This is a genomic window from Mycolicibacter heraklionensis (assembly GCF_001021505.1).
Taxonomy (GTDB): domain Bacteria; phylum Actinomycetota; class Actinomycetes; order Mycobacteriales; family Mycobacteriaceae; genus Mycobacterium; species Mycobacterium heraklionense.
In genome coordinates this window covers 59,430-75,759 of the sequence record NZ_LDPO01000019.1, presented here as the reverse complement: position 1 = coordinate 75,759, position 16,330 = coordinate 59,430, and the positions used below count along the sequence as shown (strand labels likewise).

At 69.7% G+C, this 16,330-nt stretch carries 13 protein-coding genes; 8 read left to right on the top strand and 5 right to left on the bottom strand.

Annotated elements, in window-relative coordinates; all coding sequences use genetic code 11:
* The first annotated feature begins 39 nt into the window (after window positions 1–39).
* Entirely contained in the window at window positions 40–3,279 is a 3,240-nt protein-coding gene (locus ABW16_RS27875; protein WP_052956993.1) for a hypothetical protein, read from the top strand.
* 470 nt (window positions 3,280–3,749) lie between these two features.
* On the opposite strand, the gene ABW16_RS18785 is transcribed toward ABW16_RS27875, so the two are convergent.
* Genes ABW16_RS18785 through ipdE1 form a run of 5 tightly spaced genes read right to left on the bottom strand, consistent with a single transcriptional unit; the run spans window position 3,750 to window position 8,141 of the window.
* Entirely contained in the window at window positions 3,750–4,415 is a 666-nt protein-coding gene (locus ABW16_RS18785) for a TetR/AcrR family transcriptional regulator (protein WP_047320710.1), read from the bottom strand.
* Window positions 4,416–4,426: 11 nt separating this feature from the next.
* Window positions 4,427–5,599 carry a steroid 3-ketoacyl-CoA thiolase FadA6 gene (fadA6, locus tag ABW16_RS18780; protein WP_047320709.1) on the bottom strand — a complete coding sequence of 391 codons (1,173 nt, stop codon included), beginning with the start codon at window positions 5,597–5,599 and terminating at the stop codon, window positions 4,427–4,429.
* 1 nt (window position 5,600) lies between these two features.
* Window positions 5,601–6,179 carry a TetR family transcriptional regulator KstR2 gene (gene kstR2 / locus ABW16_RS18775; RefSeq protein ID WP_047320708.1) on the bottom strand — a complete coding sequence of 193 codons (579 nt, stop codon included), beginning with the start codon at window positions 6,177–6,179 and terminating at the stop codon, window positions 5,601–5,603.
* Between the two features lie 4 nt (window positions 6,180–6,183).
* Window positions 6,184–6,996: a (5R,7aS)-5-hydroxy-7a-methyl-1-oxo-2,3,5,6,7,7a-hexahydro-1H-indene-carboxyl-CoA reductase gene (gene ipdF, locus ABW16_RS18770; protein ID WP_047320707.1), complete on the bottom strand. Its 813-nt coding sequence runs from the start codon at window positions 6,994–6,996 to the stop codon at window positions 6,184–6,186.
* Entirely contained in the window at window positions 6,993–8,141 is a 1,149-nt protein-coding gene (ipdE1, locus tag ABW16_RS18765) for an acyl-CoA dehydrogenase IpdE1 (RefSeq protein ID WP_047320706.1), read from the bottom strand. Before ipdE1 ends, ipdF begins: the two co-directional genes overlap by 4 nt.
* A gap of 106 nt (window positions 8,142–8,247) precedes the next feature.
* On the opposite strand from ipdE1, the gene fadD3 reads away from it, so the two are divergent.
* Genes fadD3 through ABW16_RS18730 form a run of 7 tightly spaced genes read left to right on the top strand, consistent with a single transcriptional unit; the run spans window position 8,248 to window position 16,223 of the window.
* The gene (gene fadD3, locus ABW16_RS18760; protein WP_047320705.1) at window positions 8,248–9,798 is read left to right on the top strand and encodes a 3-((3aS,4S,7aS)-7a-methyl-1,5-dioxo-octahydro-1H-inden-4-yl)propanoate--CoA ligase FadD3; all 1,551 of its coding nucleotides are present in this window, start codon (window positions 8,248–8,250) and stop codon (window positions 9,796–9,798) included.
* Complete coding sequence (locus ABW16_RS18755; protein ID WP_047320704.1) at window positions 9,799–10,932, top strand: acyl-CoA dehydrogenase family protein; 1,134 nt, start codon at window positions 9,799–9,801, stop codon at window positions 10,930–10,932.
* Complete coding sequence (locus tag ABW16_RS18750; protein ID WP_047320703.1) at window positions 10,929–11,894, top strand: acyl-CoA dehydrogenase family protein; 966 nt, start codon at window positions 10,929–10,931, stop codon at window positions 11,892–11,894. Before ABW16_RS18755 ends, ABW16_RS18750 begins: the two co-directional genes overlap by 4 nt.
* A complete protein-coding gene (ipdE2, locus tag ABW16_RS18745) occupies window positions 11,895–12,851 on the top strand; it encodes an acyl-CoA dehydrogenase IpdE2 (protein ID WP_047320702.1) in 957 nt (318 codons plus the stop codon).
* Between the two features lie 20 nt (window positions 12,852–12,871).
* Window positions 12,872–13,858 carry a linear amide C-N hydrolase gene (locus ABW16_RS18740; protein ID WP_047320701.1) on the top strand — a complete coding sequence of 329 codons (987 nt, stop codon included), beginning with the start codon at window positions 12,872–12,874 and terminating at the stop codon, window positions 13,856–13,858.
* A 23-nt stretch (window positions 13,859–13,881) separates the two neighbouring features.
* Window positions 13,882–15,060, top strand: coding sequence for an alpha/beta hydrolase family protein (locus tag ABW16_RS18735; RefSeq protein WP_052956998.1), 1,179 nt, complete (start codon window positions 13,882–13,884; stop codon window positions 15,058–15,060).
* Window positions 15,057–16,223 (top strand): pyridoxal phosphate-dependent aminotransferase, encoded by a 1,167-nt coding sequence (locus ABW16_RS18730; RefSeq protein ID WP_047320700.1) that lies wholly within the window; start codon window positions 15,057–15,059, stop codon window positions 16,221–16,223. The genes ABW16_RS18735 and ABW16_RS18730 overlap by 4 nt, the downstream gene beginning before the upstream one ends.
* Window positions 16,224–16,330 lie beyond the last annotated feature (107 nt).

The following is a 16,330-nucleotide window of genomic DNA, read 5'->3' as shown; positions in this document are numbered from 1 at the left end:
GTGCACCCCGTGGCACATCTCGTTCGAGGAGGTCGGCAGGTGTTTGGAAACGTCGTCGTGCGGAGCACTCGCGGAAAACACAAGGCCGGGGCGCTGCGGCGGATCGCCGCCGTGATCGGTGCGGCGGCGGCGTTCGCCGGGTCCGGGATGAGCCCGTTGGCCACCGCACCGCCAGCGCACGCCGATGTGCTCGATGTGCTCATCGATCCACCAATCGACCCGATCTCCGCGGTGATCAGCGGGGCGGCCGACCCGGTGACGGTGTTTGACCCGGCGGCGTGGGAGGACTTCTTCCACCAGCTCGCCGGTCTCGACGTGGCTGGCGCCGGCTCGGCGGTGGCTTTGCCGGGAGACGACTGGTTCGACCAGCTGATCTACACCCCGTTGCACACCGCGATCGAGGACTGGATCAACAGCCCGCTAGGCCTGCAGGTCAGCGGCTTGATCAACCAGGTGTCCGGGCTGTATCTGATCGGTGACGGCACGGCGGGCACGGCAGACCATGTCAACGGCGGCAACGCCGGGCTGTTGCTCGGCGACGGCGGCGACGGGTACGGCTCGACCGGCTCGGGCGGCAATGCCGGCTGGCTGTTCGGTGACGGCGGCAGTGCCGGCAGTGCCGCCGCCGATGAGAACGTCTTCCCGCTGGCAGGTGGCGCGGACCCGGCCCCAATCAATGGAACGCCCGGCCAGGGCGGCAACGCCGGGTTCTTGTTCGGCAACGGCGGCAACGGCACCACCGGCGGAGCCGGCCAATTCGGCGGCAACGGTGGCGCGGGCGGCAACGGGGGCAACGGCGGCGTCCTGTGGGGCAATGGCGGTGACGGCGGGGCCGGCGGAGCCGGCGGGGCCGGTACCGCGACCCATACCGCCGGCGGAACCGGCGGGGCCGGCGGAACCGGCGGCAGCGGCGGGCTTCTGTTCAGCAGCGGCGGCGCAGGTGGCGCCGGCGGGATCGGTGGTGCTGGGTATGACGCGGGCACTGCGCTGGCCGGCCAGGACGGCGCCGCCGGCGGAACTGGCGGCAACGGCGGCGTCGGCGGCAACGGCGGAGCGGGTGGCCTGCTGTTCGGCGGCGCCGGTTCCGGTGGAATTGGTGGCGCCGGTGGTGAGGGTGGCACCGGCGGCGCCGGCGGTAACGGTGTGGATGCGGTATTGGCCGGCAACACCGGCGGGGCCGGCGGCAACGGCGGAAACGGTGGTGTCGGTGGGCACGGCGGTGTCGGCGGCAACGCCGGCGCGGCAGGACTTGGTGGCACCGCAGGCAGCAGCGGCAGCGGCGGAGCCGGCGGCACCGGCGGCAATGCCGGCACTCCCGGTGACGGCGGGGCCGGCGGCGCCGGCAACGCGGCTAATCCCAACGGAGGCAATGGCGGCCACGGCGGCGACCCCGGCGCGGTGGGCCAGGGCGGTGCTGGTGGCGCGGCCGGCTCCGGCTCGGGCGGGCACGCGGGTGCCGGCGGCGGCAACGGCGCCGCGGTGAGCGGGGCAGCCGGCAACGGCGGTACCGGTGGAGCCGGGTTCAGCCCCACCGCCGCCGGCGCTAACGGCGGGACCGGCGGAAACGGCGGCGCCGGCGGAGCGCTGGGCAACGGCGGCAACGGCGGCGTCGGCGGCAACGGCGCGACCGGGGTTAACAGTGTCGGCGGGTCCGGCGGCAAGGGTGGCGACGGCGGGGCCGGCGGATTCCAGGCCGGCAACGGTGGCACCGGCGGGCGCGGCGGCAACGGCGGTACGGGTGCTGCCGGCACGGCGGGCAGCACCGGCAACACCGGTGTCGCCGGAGTCAACGGCGGCAACGGCCAGGACGGCGGCACCGGTGGTAACGGCTTTGCCGGCGGCAACGGCGGCACCGGCGGCAACGCCGGCACTGCCGCCCACGGCACCGCTGGGATCAACGGTTCCGGTGGCACCGGCGGCAACGGTGGTGCCGCCGGAAACGGCGGCGACGGCGGTAACGGTGCGGACGGCGTCTGGGGCAAGATCGCCTCCAACGGCTTGGACGGTGCCGGCGGTGCCGGCGGCAATGCCGGCAGTGGCGGGTCCGCCGGCGCCGGCGGCGCTGGCGGTGCGGCCGGCACTGGCGGCACCGGGGGCACCGCGGGTAGCGGCGGCGCCGTGGGCGGCGCTGCCAGCGGCGCGGCCCACGGTGGCAACGGCGGCAACGGGGCGAACGGGAACGCCGGCCATATCAACGGCGGCTACGGCGGCAACGGCGGCTCCGCGACCTCAGCGGGAACCGGGAACATCACCGGCGGCAACGGCGGCAACGGCGGCGTCGCGTTCACCGGCGGCAACGGCGGGTGGGGTGGGCGCGGCGGCGATGCGACCATCACCAACAGCGCCTCGACCGGCACCGCCACCGGCGGCAACGGTGGCGTTGGCGCGACCGGAGTCGGCGGTGGGCAGGGCGGCAACGGCGGCAACGCCTACACCTACGGAACCGGCAACGTGATCGCCGGCAACGGCGGCGATGGTGGTGCCGGCAGCACCAACGGCGCCGGCGGAGGCAACGGCGGCAACGCGACCACCAACAACGCCGCCAACCTGCACGCCGCAGTCGGCGGTAACGGTGGTAACGGCGGCAACGGCGGCTTGGGCGGCGGCTTCGGCGGAGACGGCGGCACGGGCTGGGTCCAAGGCGGCAACGCCGTTGCCACCGGCGGTCACGGCGGAACCGGCGGCAACGGCGCCGGCGGCAGCGGTGTCGGCGACATCGGCAGCGGTGGCCTCGGCGGCAGCGGCGGCGAGGCGTACAACGGCGGCTCTGGCGACGCCGTGGGTGGTGCCGCCGGCCTCGGCGGCCACGGCGGCGGTACGGGCGTCAATGGCGGCCGCGACGGCACCGGCGGCAACGGCGGTTCGGCGACCATCACTGCGAACGGAACCGGAAACGCCATCGGCGGCGACGGGGCAGCCGGCACCGGCGGCAGCAGCACCAACTGGGCCGGCAACGGTGGCAAGGGCGGCAACGCGACCATCAACAACAGCGCCTCGCACGCTAACGCGACCGCCGGAAAGGGCGGAGCCGGCGCCTCCGGCTACCTCGGCGGCAACGGCGGCGCCGGCGGTTCGGCGAATAGCGCCGGCACCGGCAATGCCACCGGCGGGGACGGCGGCAAGGGCGGCAACGGAACCAACGAAGGCGCCGGCAACGGCGGCAATGGCGGCAGCGCCGTGACCAACGCTCCGGGCACCGCGAAGGGCGGTACCGGCGGAGGCGGCGGTACCGGGCACCCCAACGGTTCATCGGGCTCCAACGGCAGCCACACCCCGTAGCGACCGCAACCGGTTCACCGAGCGCGGAGCCAGACCCACCGCGTGATCAGCTAGGCGCGGATTCCGTTGCGCTGCAACCGAATCGGCGCACCGGCGCCGTCCTGGACACGCTGGCGCAACGGGCGGTCCGCAGCGTCATCGCCGGGCGCGTGCGTTAAAGCCGTCGCCCCGCTGCCTTCGTGCGCGGACGACAAAGCCCTGCCACTAGTTGGGCGGCCGACGACAAAGCCAACCGGGATACCCGCTGGCTAACGTGCCTGCCACAGCCAAGAAAACCCAACTACTCCAGTCCGCTTTGCGGAGGAAATGAGCACGCCGTGAGTAACCTCATCAGCGCCTACGCGACCATCGTTGCATTCGTCCTTGCGACCCTGATTCCGCTGTGGATCCCGGTGGGCGTCACGGTCGCACCCGCAATCGCCAAGTGGATTCGGAAGCTCCGCAGAACCGCGACGGTACCGACGTCCAGTTCAGCTGGCTTGGGCAGGCAGATGGATCCCGTTGGTCACCGTGATCACGAATGAGGTGAGGTCCCGCGTGAGGTCGTCCATCGATCGCGGTGGGTCGGTCTGGTGCAGGAAATCGGCAATGATCTCGAAGAGCCCCCCGACGGTGGCTACCGCCATCGCCCGGTAGTCGACGACCTCACCGGCTAGGGCCTTGCTGCGCCAGAACGACTCGATGAAGTCCGCGGCCCACCGACGATTTGCCCGCCGTTGCGCCTCGACCCGCGGCGAGATTCCGGTGCTTTCCCGGAACGCGACGACTGCCACCCGGGGGTCGACGACCAGCTCATAGGCGAACACCGTCAGCACCCGGCGCACCGTCGCCTCTTCGGTCTCATCGGGAGCGCCGTGGAGCAACTCCTCCTCGACCTTTGCCTCGATCCGATCGCCGATCTCGTTCATCAGCGCCAGGTAACAGTCTTCCTTGCTGTCGAACAGCTCGTAGAACGCCTTGTTGCCGACGTAGGCGGTTTGGCAGATCTGCTCGATCGAGGTGTTGGCGTAACCGTCTCGGGCAAACAATTCGAACGCTGCGGTCAGGAGTTGCTGACGCCGCTGAGCGCGGCGCTGGTCAGCGTCGAGCCCGCGAATCCGGCGCCCCCCCGGTGCCGTCGGAGTCGGTGTTTCCATAAAGTCCGATTTTAGCCGCCAAGGCGCTCAATGATCGTGACGTTAGCGGTGCCCCCGCCCTCGCACATCGTCTGCAAACCGTACCGGCCGCCGGTGCGCTCCAGCTCGTTGAGCATCGTGGTGAACAGCTTGGCCCCGGTGGCCCCCAGCGGGTGGCCCAGCGCGATCGCCCCGCCGTTGGGGTTGACCTTGGCCGGGTCGATCGGGAACTCCTTCATCCAGGCCTGCACCACCGGAGCGAACGCCTCGTTGATCTCCACAACGTCGATGTCGTCGATGCTCAGGCCGGTCTTTTCCAGCGCGTAGCGGGTGGCCGGGATCGGGCCGGTCAGCATGATCACCGGGTCGTCACCCCGGGCGCTGATGTGGTGGATGCGGGCGCGGGGCGCCAGACCGTGGTCTTTGACGGCCTGCTCAGAAGCGAGCAGCACCGCGGCCGACCCGTCACAGATCTGGCTGGAGACCGCCGCCGTCAGCCGGCCGCCCTCGACCAGCGTCTTGAGGCCGGCCATCTTCTCCAGCGTGGACTCGCGCGGGCACTCGTCGACCCGGAAACCATCGACGTCGATGATCTCGTTGTCGAAGCGCCCCTCGGCGATCGCGGCGAACGCCCGCTGATGGCTCTGCAGCGCGAAGCGCTCCATGTCCTCGCGGGAGATGTCCCAGCGCTCGGCGATCATCTCGGCGCCGCGGAACTGCGAGACCTCCTCGTCCCCGTAGCGCTCCAGCCACTTCTTCGACTCGTTGGTCGGCGAGGTGAAACCGAACTGCTCGCCGACGATCATCGCCGACGAGATCGGGATCCAGCTCATGTTCTGCACGCCACCGGCCACAATCAGGTCCGCGGTGCGCGACATTATCGCCTGCGCGCCGAACGAGATCGCCTGCTGGGACGAACCGCACTGCCGGTCGACGGTGACTCCCGGCACCCCTTCGGGGTAGCCCGCCGCCAGCCACGCCAGCCGGCCGATGTTGCCGGCCTGGCCGCCGATGGCGTCCACGCAGCCGGTGATCACATCGTCGACGGCGGCCGGGTCAACCCCGACGCGGTCCAGCAGACCGCGAAAAGCCAACGCGCCCAAGTCGATCGGGTGGATGCCGGCCAGCGACCCGTTACGCTTGCCGACGGCGGTGCGAACGGCGTCGATGACGTACGCCTGAGAAACGTGAGCGGCTTGTGACATATCAACTTCCTTCTTTGGTGATTCCACCCAGCACGATGGCGAGGTACTGCCTGCCGACTTGCTCGGCGGTCAATGGGCCACCCGGTTGGTACCAGCGCACTGATACCCAGGTGGTGTCGCGGATGAAGCGATAGACCAGGTCGACGTCGAGGTCGGGGCGGAAACATCCCGCTTCAATACCCTGCTGCAGCACGTCAAGCCACATTTTACGTTGTTGCCGGTTGCGTTCGTCGACGTAGGAGAACCGCTCGTGGGACGACAGGCGCTTGGCTTCGTCCTGGTAGATGACGACTTGGGCGTGTCGATGCTCGATCGCGTCGAACGAGGCCAGGAACAGCCCCTTGAGCCGTTCCATCGGATCGGTTTCGCTGTCCACGATCTGCTGATACCGGGCGAACAGCCAGTCCAGAAAGTCGCGCAGCACCTCGTCGACCATCTCCTCCTTGGAGGAGAAGTGGTGATACAGACTGCCGGACAGAATCCCGGCGGCGTCGGCGATGTCGCGCACCGTCGTGGCACGCAGGCCACGCTCGGCGATCATCGCCGCCGCCAGGTTCAGGAGTTCGTCACGGCGCGTCATGGCATCAGGCCCGTTGGCTGGAAACCGAGATGACCTCGCCGGTCAGGTAACTGGAGTAGTCGCTGGCCAGGAACGCGATGGTGGTGGCGATCTCCCACGGCTCGGCGGCCCGGCCGAACGCCTCGCCGTCGGCGAGCCGGTCCAGCAGTTCGGCGGAGCTGGTCTTCTCCAGGAACTTGTGCCGGGCGATGGACGGCGAGACCGCGTTGATCCGCACCCCGTACTCGACGGCCTCGATCGCACTGCACCGGGTCAGCGCCATCACGCCGGCCTTGGCCGCGGCGTAATGCGACTGGGAATGCTGTGCGCGCCAACCCAAGACGCTGGCGTTGTTGACGATCACCCCACCGTGGTCCACGCCCCGGAAGTAACGCAAGGCCGCCCGGGTGGCCCGCATCACCGAGGTGAGCGTCACGTTCAGCACGCGGTCCCACTCGTCGTCGGTCATGTCGATGACGGGGGTCTGCCCGCCGAGTCCGGCGTTGTTGACCAGCACGTCGAGCCGGCCCATCTTCGCCACGGCCTCGTCGAACAGCGCGTCGACCGCCGCGGTGGAGGTGACGTCGCAGACCACCGCCTCCACCCGACCCAGCCCGAGGCCGGCCAGCTCGTCGCGGGTCTCGCCGAGCCGGCGTTCGTGGTAGTCGGAGACCACCACGTCAGCACCTTCGAGCAGCGCACGCCGGGCGGTGGTGGAGCCGATTCCGGTGCCGGCGGCTGCGGTCACCAAGACGGTCTTGCCCGCCAATAGGCCGTGCCCGGCAATCTCTTCCGGCGCCTTGGACAGATCCTTGGAAAGGTCCGACGTCGAGCTCATCCCTTTGCCTCCCGGGGTAGGCCGAGAACCCGCTCGGCGATGATGTTGCGCTGAATCTCGTTCGACCCGCCGTAGATGGTGTCGCTGCGGGTGAACAGGTACAGCCGCTGCCACTCGTCGAACTCGCCGTCGCGCAACACCATCGAGTCGCGCCCGATCACGTCCATGGCCAGCTCGCCGAGATCGCGGTGCCAGTTGGCCCACAGCAGCTTGGAGACATTGTCTTGACCGGGCTGCTCGACGTCCATGGTGGCCATCGCGTAGGACCGCATCGACCGCAAGCCCACCCAGGAGCGGGTCAGCCGCTCCCGAATCAACGGGTCCTCGGCGGCCCCGTTGCGCGCCGCGAGCTCAGCCAGCGAAGACAGCTCACGGGCGTAACGGATCTGCTGGCCCAGTGTCGACACGCCACGCTCGAAGGTGAGCGTGCCCATCGCCACCTTCCAGCCGTCGCCAGGTTCGCCGACCACCAGGTCGGCGTCGGTGCGGGCGTTGTCGAAGAAAACCTCGTTGAACTCCGAGGTGCCGGTCAGCTGCACGATCGGCCGGACCTCGACCCCGGGCTGGTCCAGCGGCACCAACAGGTAGGACAGTCCGTTGTGCCGCTTGGAGCCCTTCTCGGTGCGGGCCACCACGAAGCACCACTGCGACAGGTGCGCCAGCGACGTCCACACCTTCTGCCCGTTGATCACCCATGCATCGCCGTCGAGCACGGCGGTGGTGGCCACATTGGCCAGGTCGCTGCCGGCGCCCGGCTCGGAGTAGCCCTGGCACCACAGCTCGGTGACGTTGCGGATGCCGGGCAGGAAACGCTGCTGCTGCTCGGGTGTGCCGAAGGCGATCAGGGTCGGCCCCAGCAGCTCTTCGCCCAGGTGATTGACCTTGTCGGGCGCGTCGGCGCGGGCGTACTCCTCGTAGAACGCCACCCGGTGCGCCACCGACAGGCCGCGCCCGCCGTGTTCCACCGGCCAGCCCAGGCAGGTCAGCCCGGCGTCGGCCAGATGGCGGTTCCAGGCCATCCGCTCCTCGAACGCCTCATGCTCGCGCCCCGGGCCGCCGAGGCCCTTGAGCTCGGCGAACTCCCCGACCAGGTTGTCGGCCAGCCATGCACGGACCTCAGCCCGGAACTCCTCGACTGCTTGCACCCCTGTAGGCTAACCTACCAAGCACTTGCTCGGCTACGAGCCGTCGAGCCCAGGGAGCCCGCGCTGGCGGCGATGCAGTGTTCAGCGACGGGGAGGAGCAGCGCCTATGAGTACAGAACCGCAGACCACACCTGCGGCCCTGGACCACATCGCGCGTGCACTTCCCGACCATGACGCCCTGGTCACCGAGGACAAACGCTTCACTTACGCGAGCCTGCGCGACGAAGTGCGGCGGGCCGCCGCGGCTCTGATCGCCCTTGGCGTCCAGCCGGGCGACCGGGTTGCGCTCTGGTCGCCGAACACCTGGCACTGGGTGATCACCTGCCTGGGCACCCACTACGCCGGCGGTGTCCTGGTGCCGCTGAACACGCGCTACACCGCCGCGGAAGCCACCGACATCCTGTCCCGCAGCAACGCCAAAGTCCTGGTCGGCATGGGGCGGTTCCTCAAGTCCGACCGGCTGGCCGAACTGGACCGGGACCAGCTACCCGACCTGCAGCATGTCGTCCGGGTGCCCATCGACGTCGCCGACGGAACCTGGGACGAGTTCATCGCCGCCGGTGCCGCGGTGCCGGCCGCCGACATCGACGCACGCGCCGCGGCCGTCGGGCCCGACGATCTCTCGGACATCCTGTTCACCTCCGGGACCACCGGCCGCAGCAAGGGCGTGCTCTGCGCCCACCGGCAGTCGCTGGCCGGCCCGGCGGCCTGGGCGGCGTGCGGTCAGATGACCGCGCAGGACCGCTACCTGTGCATCAACCCGTTCTTCCACAACTTCGGCTACAAGGCCGGCATCCTGGCCTGCCTGCAGACCGGCGCCACGTTGATCCCACAGGTCACCTTCGATCCGGCCGCCGCGCTGCGCGCCATCGAGTCCCACCGGATCACCGTGTTGCCCGGGCCGCCCACCATCTACCAGACCCTGCTCGACCACCCCGACCGCGACCGCCACGACCTGAGCTCGCTGCGGTTCGCGGTCACCGGGGCGGCCACCGTCCCGGTGGTGCTCATCGAGCGGATGCAGACCGAACTCGACATCGACATCGTGCTCACCGCCTACGGGCTGACCGAGTCCGGCGGGTTCGCCACCATGTGCCGCGCCGACGACGACGCCATCACGGTCGCCACCACCTGCGGGCGCCCGATCGGCGACTTCGAGCTGCGGCTGGAAAAATCAGTCGGCGCCACCGATCCCGAAGCCGGCGAAGTACTACTGCGCAGCGCCAACATCATGCTCGGCTACCTCGACGACCCGGAGGCCACCGCCGCGGCGATCGATGAGCACGGCTGGCTGCACACCGGCGACATCGGCACCGTGGACGCGGCCGGGAACCTGCGAATCACCGACCGACTCAAGGACATGTACATCTGCGGCGGCTTCAACGTCTATCCCGCCGAGATCGAACAGGCACTGGCCCGCCTCGACGGGGTGGCCGACGTCGCCGTGATCGGGGTTCCCGATGAGCGGCTCGGCGAAGTGGGCCGAGCATTCATCGTGCGCCGGCCCGGGTTCGAGTTGGACGAAGCTGCGGTGATCGCTTACGCCCGTGAGCATTTGGCGAACTTCAAGGCACCGAGATCGGTGACCTTCACCGACTCCCTACCGCGCAATCCCGGCGGCAAGGTGGTCAAGCATGAGTTGAGAGAGTGGGCCTAGATGGACCTGAATTTCGATGACGAGACCGAGGCCTTTCGGGCCGAGGTCCGCGACTTCCTGGCCGCGAACTCCGACAAGTTCCCGGTCGCGTCCTACGACACCGCCGAGGGCTTCGAGCAGCACCGCCGCTGGGACAAGGTGCTTTTCGACGCCGGCCTGTCGGTGATCGCCTGGCCGAAGAAATACGGCGGGCGCGACGCCACCCTGCTGCAGTGGGTGGTGTACGAGGAGGAGTACTTCCGCGCCGGTGCACCGGGACGGGCCAGCGCCAACGGCACCTCGATGCTGGCGCCGACGCTGTTCGCGCACGGCACGCAGGAGCAACTGGACCGAGTGCTGCCGAAGATGGCCAGCGGCGAGGAGATCTGGGCACAGGCGTGGTCGGAGCCGGAGTCCGGCAGTGACCTGGCATCGCTGCGCTCGACGGCGACCAAAGTCGACGGTGGCTGGAAACTCAACGGGCAGAAGATCTGGAGCTCGCGCGCCCCGTTCGGCGAGCGCGGCTTCGGGCTGTTCCGTTCCGACCCGGAGGCCCAACGCCACCACGGCCTGACCTACTTCATGTTCGACCTGAAAGCCGACGGGATCACCGTGCGCGCCATCGAACAGCTGGGCGGCGAGACCGGCTTCGGCGAGATCTTCCTCGACGACGTCTTCGTGCCGGACAACGACGTGATCGGCGTGCCGAACGAGGGCTGGCGCGCCGCGATGAGCACGTCGAGCAACGAACGCGGCATGAGCCTGCGCAGCCCGGCCCGGTTCCTGGTGGGCGCCGAGAAACTGGCGAGCATGTGGAAGCAGCACGGTAGCGATCCGGCGTTCACCGACCGCGTCGCCGACGCCTGGATCAAGGCGCAGGCCTACCGATTGCAGACCTTCGGCACCGTCACCCGGCTGGCTGCCGGCGGCGAGCTGGGTGCGGAATCCTCGGTGACCAAGGTGTTCTGGTCCGACCTCGACGTTGCCCTGCACCAGACCGGCCTGGACATCCGCGGCGTCGACGGGGAACTCGCCGACGCCTGGACCCACGGTTACCTGTTCTCCCTCGGCGGCCCGATCTACGCCGGCACCAACGAGATTCAGCGCAATATCATCGCCGAGCGGCTGCTGGGCCTGCCCCGGGAGAAGAAATGAAATTCGATCTGGACCAAGAGCAGCGCGACTTCGCGGCCAGCATTGACGCCGCCCTGGGTGCCGCCGACGTGCCCGGTGCGGTGCGCGCCTGGTCGCGGGGCGACGCCGAGCCGGGCCGTCGGGTGTGGAATCAGCTCAGCGAACTCGGCGTGACGGCGCTGGCGGTGCCGGAGGAGTTCGACGGCATCGGTGCGCACACCGTCGACGTGGTGCTGGCCATCGAGGCGCTGGGCCGCTGGTGCGTGCCCGGCCCGGTGGTGGAATCCATTGCGGTGGCGCCGACCCTGCTGGCCGGCTCACCCGAGGCCGGTGCGCAGCTGGCCGGGCTGGCCGCCGGTGAGCTGATCGCCACCGCGGCGCTGCCACCGCACACTCCCCGCGCTGTCGACGCCGACCGCGCCGACTTGATCCTGCTCGCCGACAACGGCCAGGCCGGCACGGCACAGGCCGGCACCCGGCACGCCTCGGTGGACCCCAGCCGCGGTGTCTTCGACGTCACCGCCACCGGACCGACCTGGGACGCCGACACCGCCCGCGCCTACGAGCTGGGCGCCCTGGCCACCGCCGCACAGCTGATCGGGGCCGGCCAGGCGATGCTGAACACCGCCGTCGACTACGCCAAGCAGCGCACCCAGTTCGGCCGGGTGATCGGCGGCTACCAGGCCATCAAGCACAAGCTGGCCGACGTGCACATCGCGCTCGAGCTGGCCCGCCCGCTGGTGTACGGGGCGGCCCTGTCGCTCGATGACAAGTCCGCCGACACCGCCCGCGACGTCAGCGCCGCCAAGGTGGCCGCATCCGACGCCGCTCTGCTGGCCGCGCATTCGGCGCTGCAGACCCACGGCGCCATCGGCTTCACCAGCGAGTGCGACTTGTCGCTGTGGCTGCTGCGGGTGCAGGCCCTGCGCCCGGCCTGGGGTGATCCGACCGCCCATCGGCGGCGAGTGTTGGAGGCGATCTAAGTGGCCCGTAACGACGAACGCGACCTGCTGCGCCAGACCGTGGCCGCGCTGGTCGACAAGCACGCCACACCCGAAGCGGTACGGGCGGCGATGGAGTCCGAGCGCGGCTACGACGAGACGCTGTGGCAGCTGCTGTGCGAGCAGGTCGGCGCCGCCGCCCTGGTGGTGCCCGAGGAGCTCGGCGGTGCCGGGGGCGAACTGGGCGACGCCGCAGTCGTTCTCGAGGAACTGGGCAAGGCACTGGTGCCCACCCCACTGCTGGGCACGATCCTGGCCGAGCTGGCGCTGCTGGCCGCGCCCGAGCCCGACGCCGAAGCGTTGGAACAGCTCGCAGCGGGCGGTGTGATCGGAGCTGTCGTCTTCGACGACGACTACGCGGCCAACGGGGATCTGGTGGGCGCAGCCGACGTCGTTATCGGCACCGACGGCAGCCAGCTCACCCGGTGGAGCGAATTCAGCACCGAGCCGGTGGCCACCATGGACCCCACCCGACGCCTGGGCCGGATCACCGCCACCGCGACCACACCGATCGGAGACGACCCGGGCATCGCGGACTACGCGGCGATCCTGTTGGCGGCCGAGCAGATCGGCGCCGCGGCCCGCTGCCTGGAGCTGACCGTGGAGTACACCAAGAGCCGGGTGCAGTTCGGCCGGCCCATCGGCAGTTTCCAGGCCCTCAAACACCGGATGGCCGACCTGTACGTGGCCGTGGCGGCCGCCCGCGCCGTCGTCGAGGACGCGATCGCCGAGCCCTCGGGGACCTCGGCGGCGTTGGCGCGGGTGGTTGCCAGCGAGGCGTTTTCCAAGGTGGCCGGCGAAGCCGTGCAGCTGCACGGCGGTATCGCGATCACCTGGGAAAGCGACATCCAGCTGTACTTCAAACGCGCGCACGGCAGTTCGCAGCTGTTCGGCCCGCCGGCACAGCATCTTCGCCGGTTGCAGGCCGAGGTGCTGTAGCAGCCCCGTACGGTAGCCGCATGTGCACCCGACTGGTTTACCTCGGCCCGAACGGCAACATCATCACCGGGCGGTCCATGGACTGGAAGCTGGATTTGGCGACCAACCTGTGGTCGTTGCCGCGAGGCGTGAAGCGCGACGGCCGGGCCGGGGCGAACTCGATTGAATGGACCGCGAAGTACGGCAGCGTGGTGGCCACCGGCTACGACATCTGCACCACCGACGGTTTGAACGAGGCCGGCTTGTCCGCCAACCTGCTCTGGCTGGCCGAATCCGTGTACCCGGAATACGACGGCAGCGGGCCGGGCCTGTGCATCTCCATCTGGGCGCAATACGTGCTGGACAACTTCGCCACCGTGGCCGAAGCCGTCGCAGCGCTGAGTGCCGAACCGTTCGCGGTGGTCACCGACGGCGTGCCCGGCGAGAACCGCCTGGCCACCCTGCACCTGTCGCTGTCGGACGCCGAAGGTGACAGTGCGATCGTGGAATATGTTGACGGCAAACAGGTCATCCACCACGGCCGCCAGTACCAGGTGATGACGAACTCGCCGATTTTCGACCAACAGCTCGCGGTCAATTCCTACTGGGAACAGCTCGGCGGCACCGTCATGCTGCCGGGCACCAATCGCGCCGCGGACCGGTTCGCGCGGGCTTCGTTCTACGTCAACGCGGTACCGAAATCCGAGGACATGAAGATCGCACTCGCCTCGGTGCTCAGTGTGGTGCGCAACGTGTCGGTGCCGTTCGGCATCTCAACACCGGACGAGCCGAATATCTCCTCGACCCGCTGGCGCACGGTCGCCCACCACACCCGCAAGCTGTACTTCTTCGAATCTGCGTTGACGCCCAACGTGTTCTGGGTGGACCTGAAGAAGCTCGATTTCAGCGAGGGCGCCGCGGCGCGCAAGCTCGACCTCGGCTCCGACGACAGCAACATCTTCGCCGGTGAGACGTCGGCGGACTTCGAAGTCGCCGAGCCGTTCACCTTCCTCGGCTTGAACAGGTGAGTTCGGCTCACCGCGGTCGCCTTCTGGCGACGACCTCGCTGTCGGTCGGGCTGGTGGTCCTGGCGCTGGCCGCACCGGCCGCCGCTGAACCGGGACCGCGGTGGTCGGGACTGGACGCGCGTACGTACGCCGGCAGCATTCCCGCCGAGGGCGAGCTGATCACCTCGGTCCCGCTCGACCCGGCGCTGTCAGTGACCGGCGCCGCCAAGGCATTCCGGATCCTGTACGCCACGCCCGACCAGCACGGCCGGCCTGCGGTCAGCACCGCCGCGGTCTTTGTGCCGCGCGGTACACCGCCGGCGACCGGATGGCCGCTGATCGCCTGGGCGCACGGCACCGTCGGTCTCGGCGACGACTGCACCCCGTCGGCCCGCCCGCGCAGCACCCGCGACAACGAATACCTGTCGCACTGGCTCGACCAGGGCTATGCGGTGGTCGGCACGGATTACGTCGGGCTCGGCACGCCGGGGCTGATGAGCTATCTCAACAGCGCCACCGAAGCGCACTCGGTGATCGACTCCGTACGAGCCGTCCACCAGATGGATCTGCCGCTGTCCCCCAAATGGGCGATCGTCGGCCAATCCCAGGGCGGCGGCGCGGCCATCAGCAGTGCCTGGTGGGCCACCAGGCTCACCGCCGGCACCGGCCTGGACTACCGCGGCGTCGTGGCCACCGGGACTCCGGCCAACATCGAACGAGTGGTCATGCAGGCCGGTCCCGATCTGCCGTCGCGCCCGACGCCGCCGGCGGCGATCAGCTACACCTCGTATATCCTTGCCGCCCTGCGCGAGGCGCGTCCCGACCTGGGCGTCGACCAGGTGCTGACGCCGCGGGGGCGAGCCTTGACCGACCTCGCGCAGTCGCTGTGCAAACCCGCGCTGGACCAGCAGGTGGCCGACACCGGTATCAATGAGTTGTTCAGTGCCCGGATCGACACGCTGCCGGGCATCCAGAGCGCACTCGACAACTTCCTGGGCACCCCCGTCGAGGGCTACGATCGGCCCATCTTCCTGGGCCAGGGCCTGCTCGACACCGACGTGCCCCCGCTGTCCACCCAGACCCTGCACCAGCAGCTCGTCGACAATCATCAGGACGTGGAGTTGCACCTGTACCCCGATCAGGACCATTCCGGCACCGTGATCGCCTCGATGCCCGACTCCACCCGCTTCCTGCAACGCGTCATGACGGAGGAAAACCCATGACCGATCGCGTCGCATTGCGCGCCGGCATCCCGCCGTTCCATGTGATGGACGTGTGGCTGGCCGCCGCCGAACGCCAACGCAGCCATGGCGATTTGGTGAACCTGTCGGCCGGCCAGCCCAGTGTGGGAGCCCCCGAACCGGTGCGTGCCGCCGCCGCGGCGGCACTACAGACCAACGAACTGGGCTACACCGTCGCACTGGGCATCCCGGAGCTGCGCTCGGCCATTGCCGGCTCGTACGCCGATCGCTACGGGCTGTCCGTCGACCCCGACGACGTGGTGGTCACCACCGGCTCGTCGGGCGGCTTCCTGCTGGCGTTTCTGGCCTGCTTCGACGCCGGCGACCGGGTGGCGATCGCCAGCCCCGGTTATCCCTGTTACCGCAACATCCTGACCGCGCTGGGCTGCGAGGTGGTCGAGATCCCGTGCGGCCCCGAGACCCGCTTCCAGCCCACCGCGGCGATGTTGGCCGAGATCGAAGGGCCCCTGGCCGGGGTGATCGTCGCCAGCCCGGCCAACCCGACCGGCACGGTGCTGGCGCCGGCGGAGCTGGCCGCGATCGCCGCCTGGTGCGACGCCGCCGGGGTGCGACTGATCAGCGATGAGGTCTACCACGGCCTGGTTTACGATTGCGCCCCGCAGACCAGCTGCGCGTGGGAGACCTCTCGCAACGCGGTGGTGGCCAACAGCTTCTCCAAGTACTTCGCGATGACCGGCTGGCGACTGGGCTGGCTGCTGGTGCCGCCGGCACTGCGCCGGGCGGTGGACTGCCTGACCGGTAACTTCACCATCTGCCCTCCGGTGCTGGCCCAGTACGCCGCGGTCGCCGCGTTCACGCCGGAGGCGATCGCCGAAGCGCAAGGCCACCTGCGGCATTACGCCGCCAACCGCGAGCTGCTGCTGGGCGGGCTGCGGAGCATGGGCATCGAGAAGTTGGCGCCCACCGACGGGGCGTTCTATGTCTACGCCGACGTCGCGGAGCACACCGACGACTCGCTGGCGTTCTGCGCGCGCCTGCTGGCCGACACCGGTCTGGCGCTGGCGCCGGGCGTCGACTTCGACACCGAACGCGGCAACACCTTCGTCCGGCTGTCGTTCGCCGGCCCCACCGCCGACATCGACGAAGCACTGCGCCGGCTCCGCGGTTGGCTGCCGCTCCGGTAGGTTTACCTTCCAAGCTGGAAATACCTGATCGAAGGGACCACTGCTATGCGCATTACCACGACTTCTGACCCTGTTCTCGCGGCGGTCCCAGCATCGCCTCTCCTCCG

Bases quoted from the DNA above. Each gene is read 5' to 3' on its own strand.
- ipdF (WP_047320707.1), bottom strand. From the start codon at position 6,996: ATGAGCTCGACGTCGGACCTTTCCAAGGATCTGTCCAAGGCGCCGGAA.
- fadA6 (WP_047320709.1), bottom strand. From the start codon at position 5,599: ATGTCACAAGCCGCTCACGTTTCTCAGGCGTACGTCATCGACGCCGTT.
- ABW16_RS18750 (WP_047320703.1), top strand. From the start codon at position 10,929: ATGAAATTCGATCTGGACCAAGAGCAGCGCGACTTCGCGGCCAGCATT.
- fadD3 (WP_047320705.1), top strand. From the start codon at position 8,248: ATGAGTACAGAACCGCAGACCACACCTGCGGCCCTGGACCACATCGCG.
- ABW16_RS18785 (WP_047320710.1), bottom strand. From the start codon at position 4,415: ATGGAAACACCGACTCCGACGGCACCGGGGGGGCGCCGGATTCGCGGG.
- ABW16_RS18740 (WP_047320701.1), top strand. From the start codon at position 12,872: ATGTGCACCCGACTGGTTTACCTCGGCCCGAACGGCAACATCATCACC.
- ABW16_RS18755 (WP_047320704.1), top strand. From the start codon at position 9,799: ATGGACCTGAATTTCGATGACGAGACCGAGGCCTTTCGGGCCGAGGTC.
- ABW16_RS18730 (WP_047320700.1), top strand. From the start codon at position 15,057: ATGACCGATCGCGTCGCATTGCGCGCCGGCATCCCGCCGTTCCATGTG.
- kstR2 (WP_047320708.1), bottom strand. From the start codon at position 6,179: ATGACGCGCCGTGACGAACTCCTGAACCTGGCGGCGGCGATGATCGCC.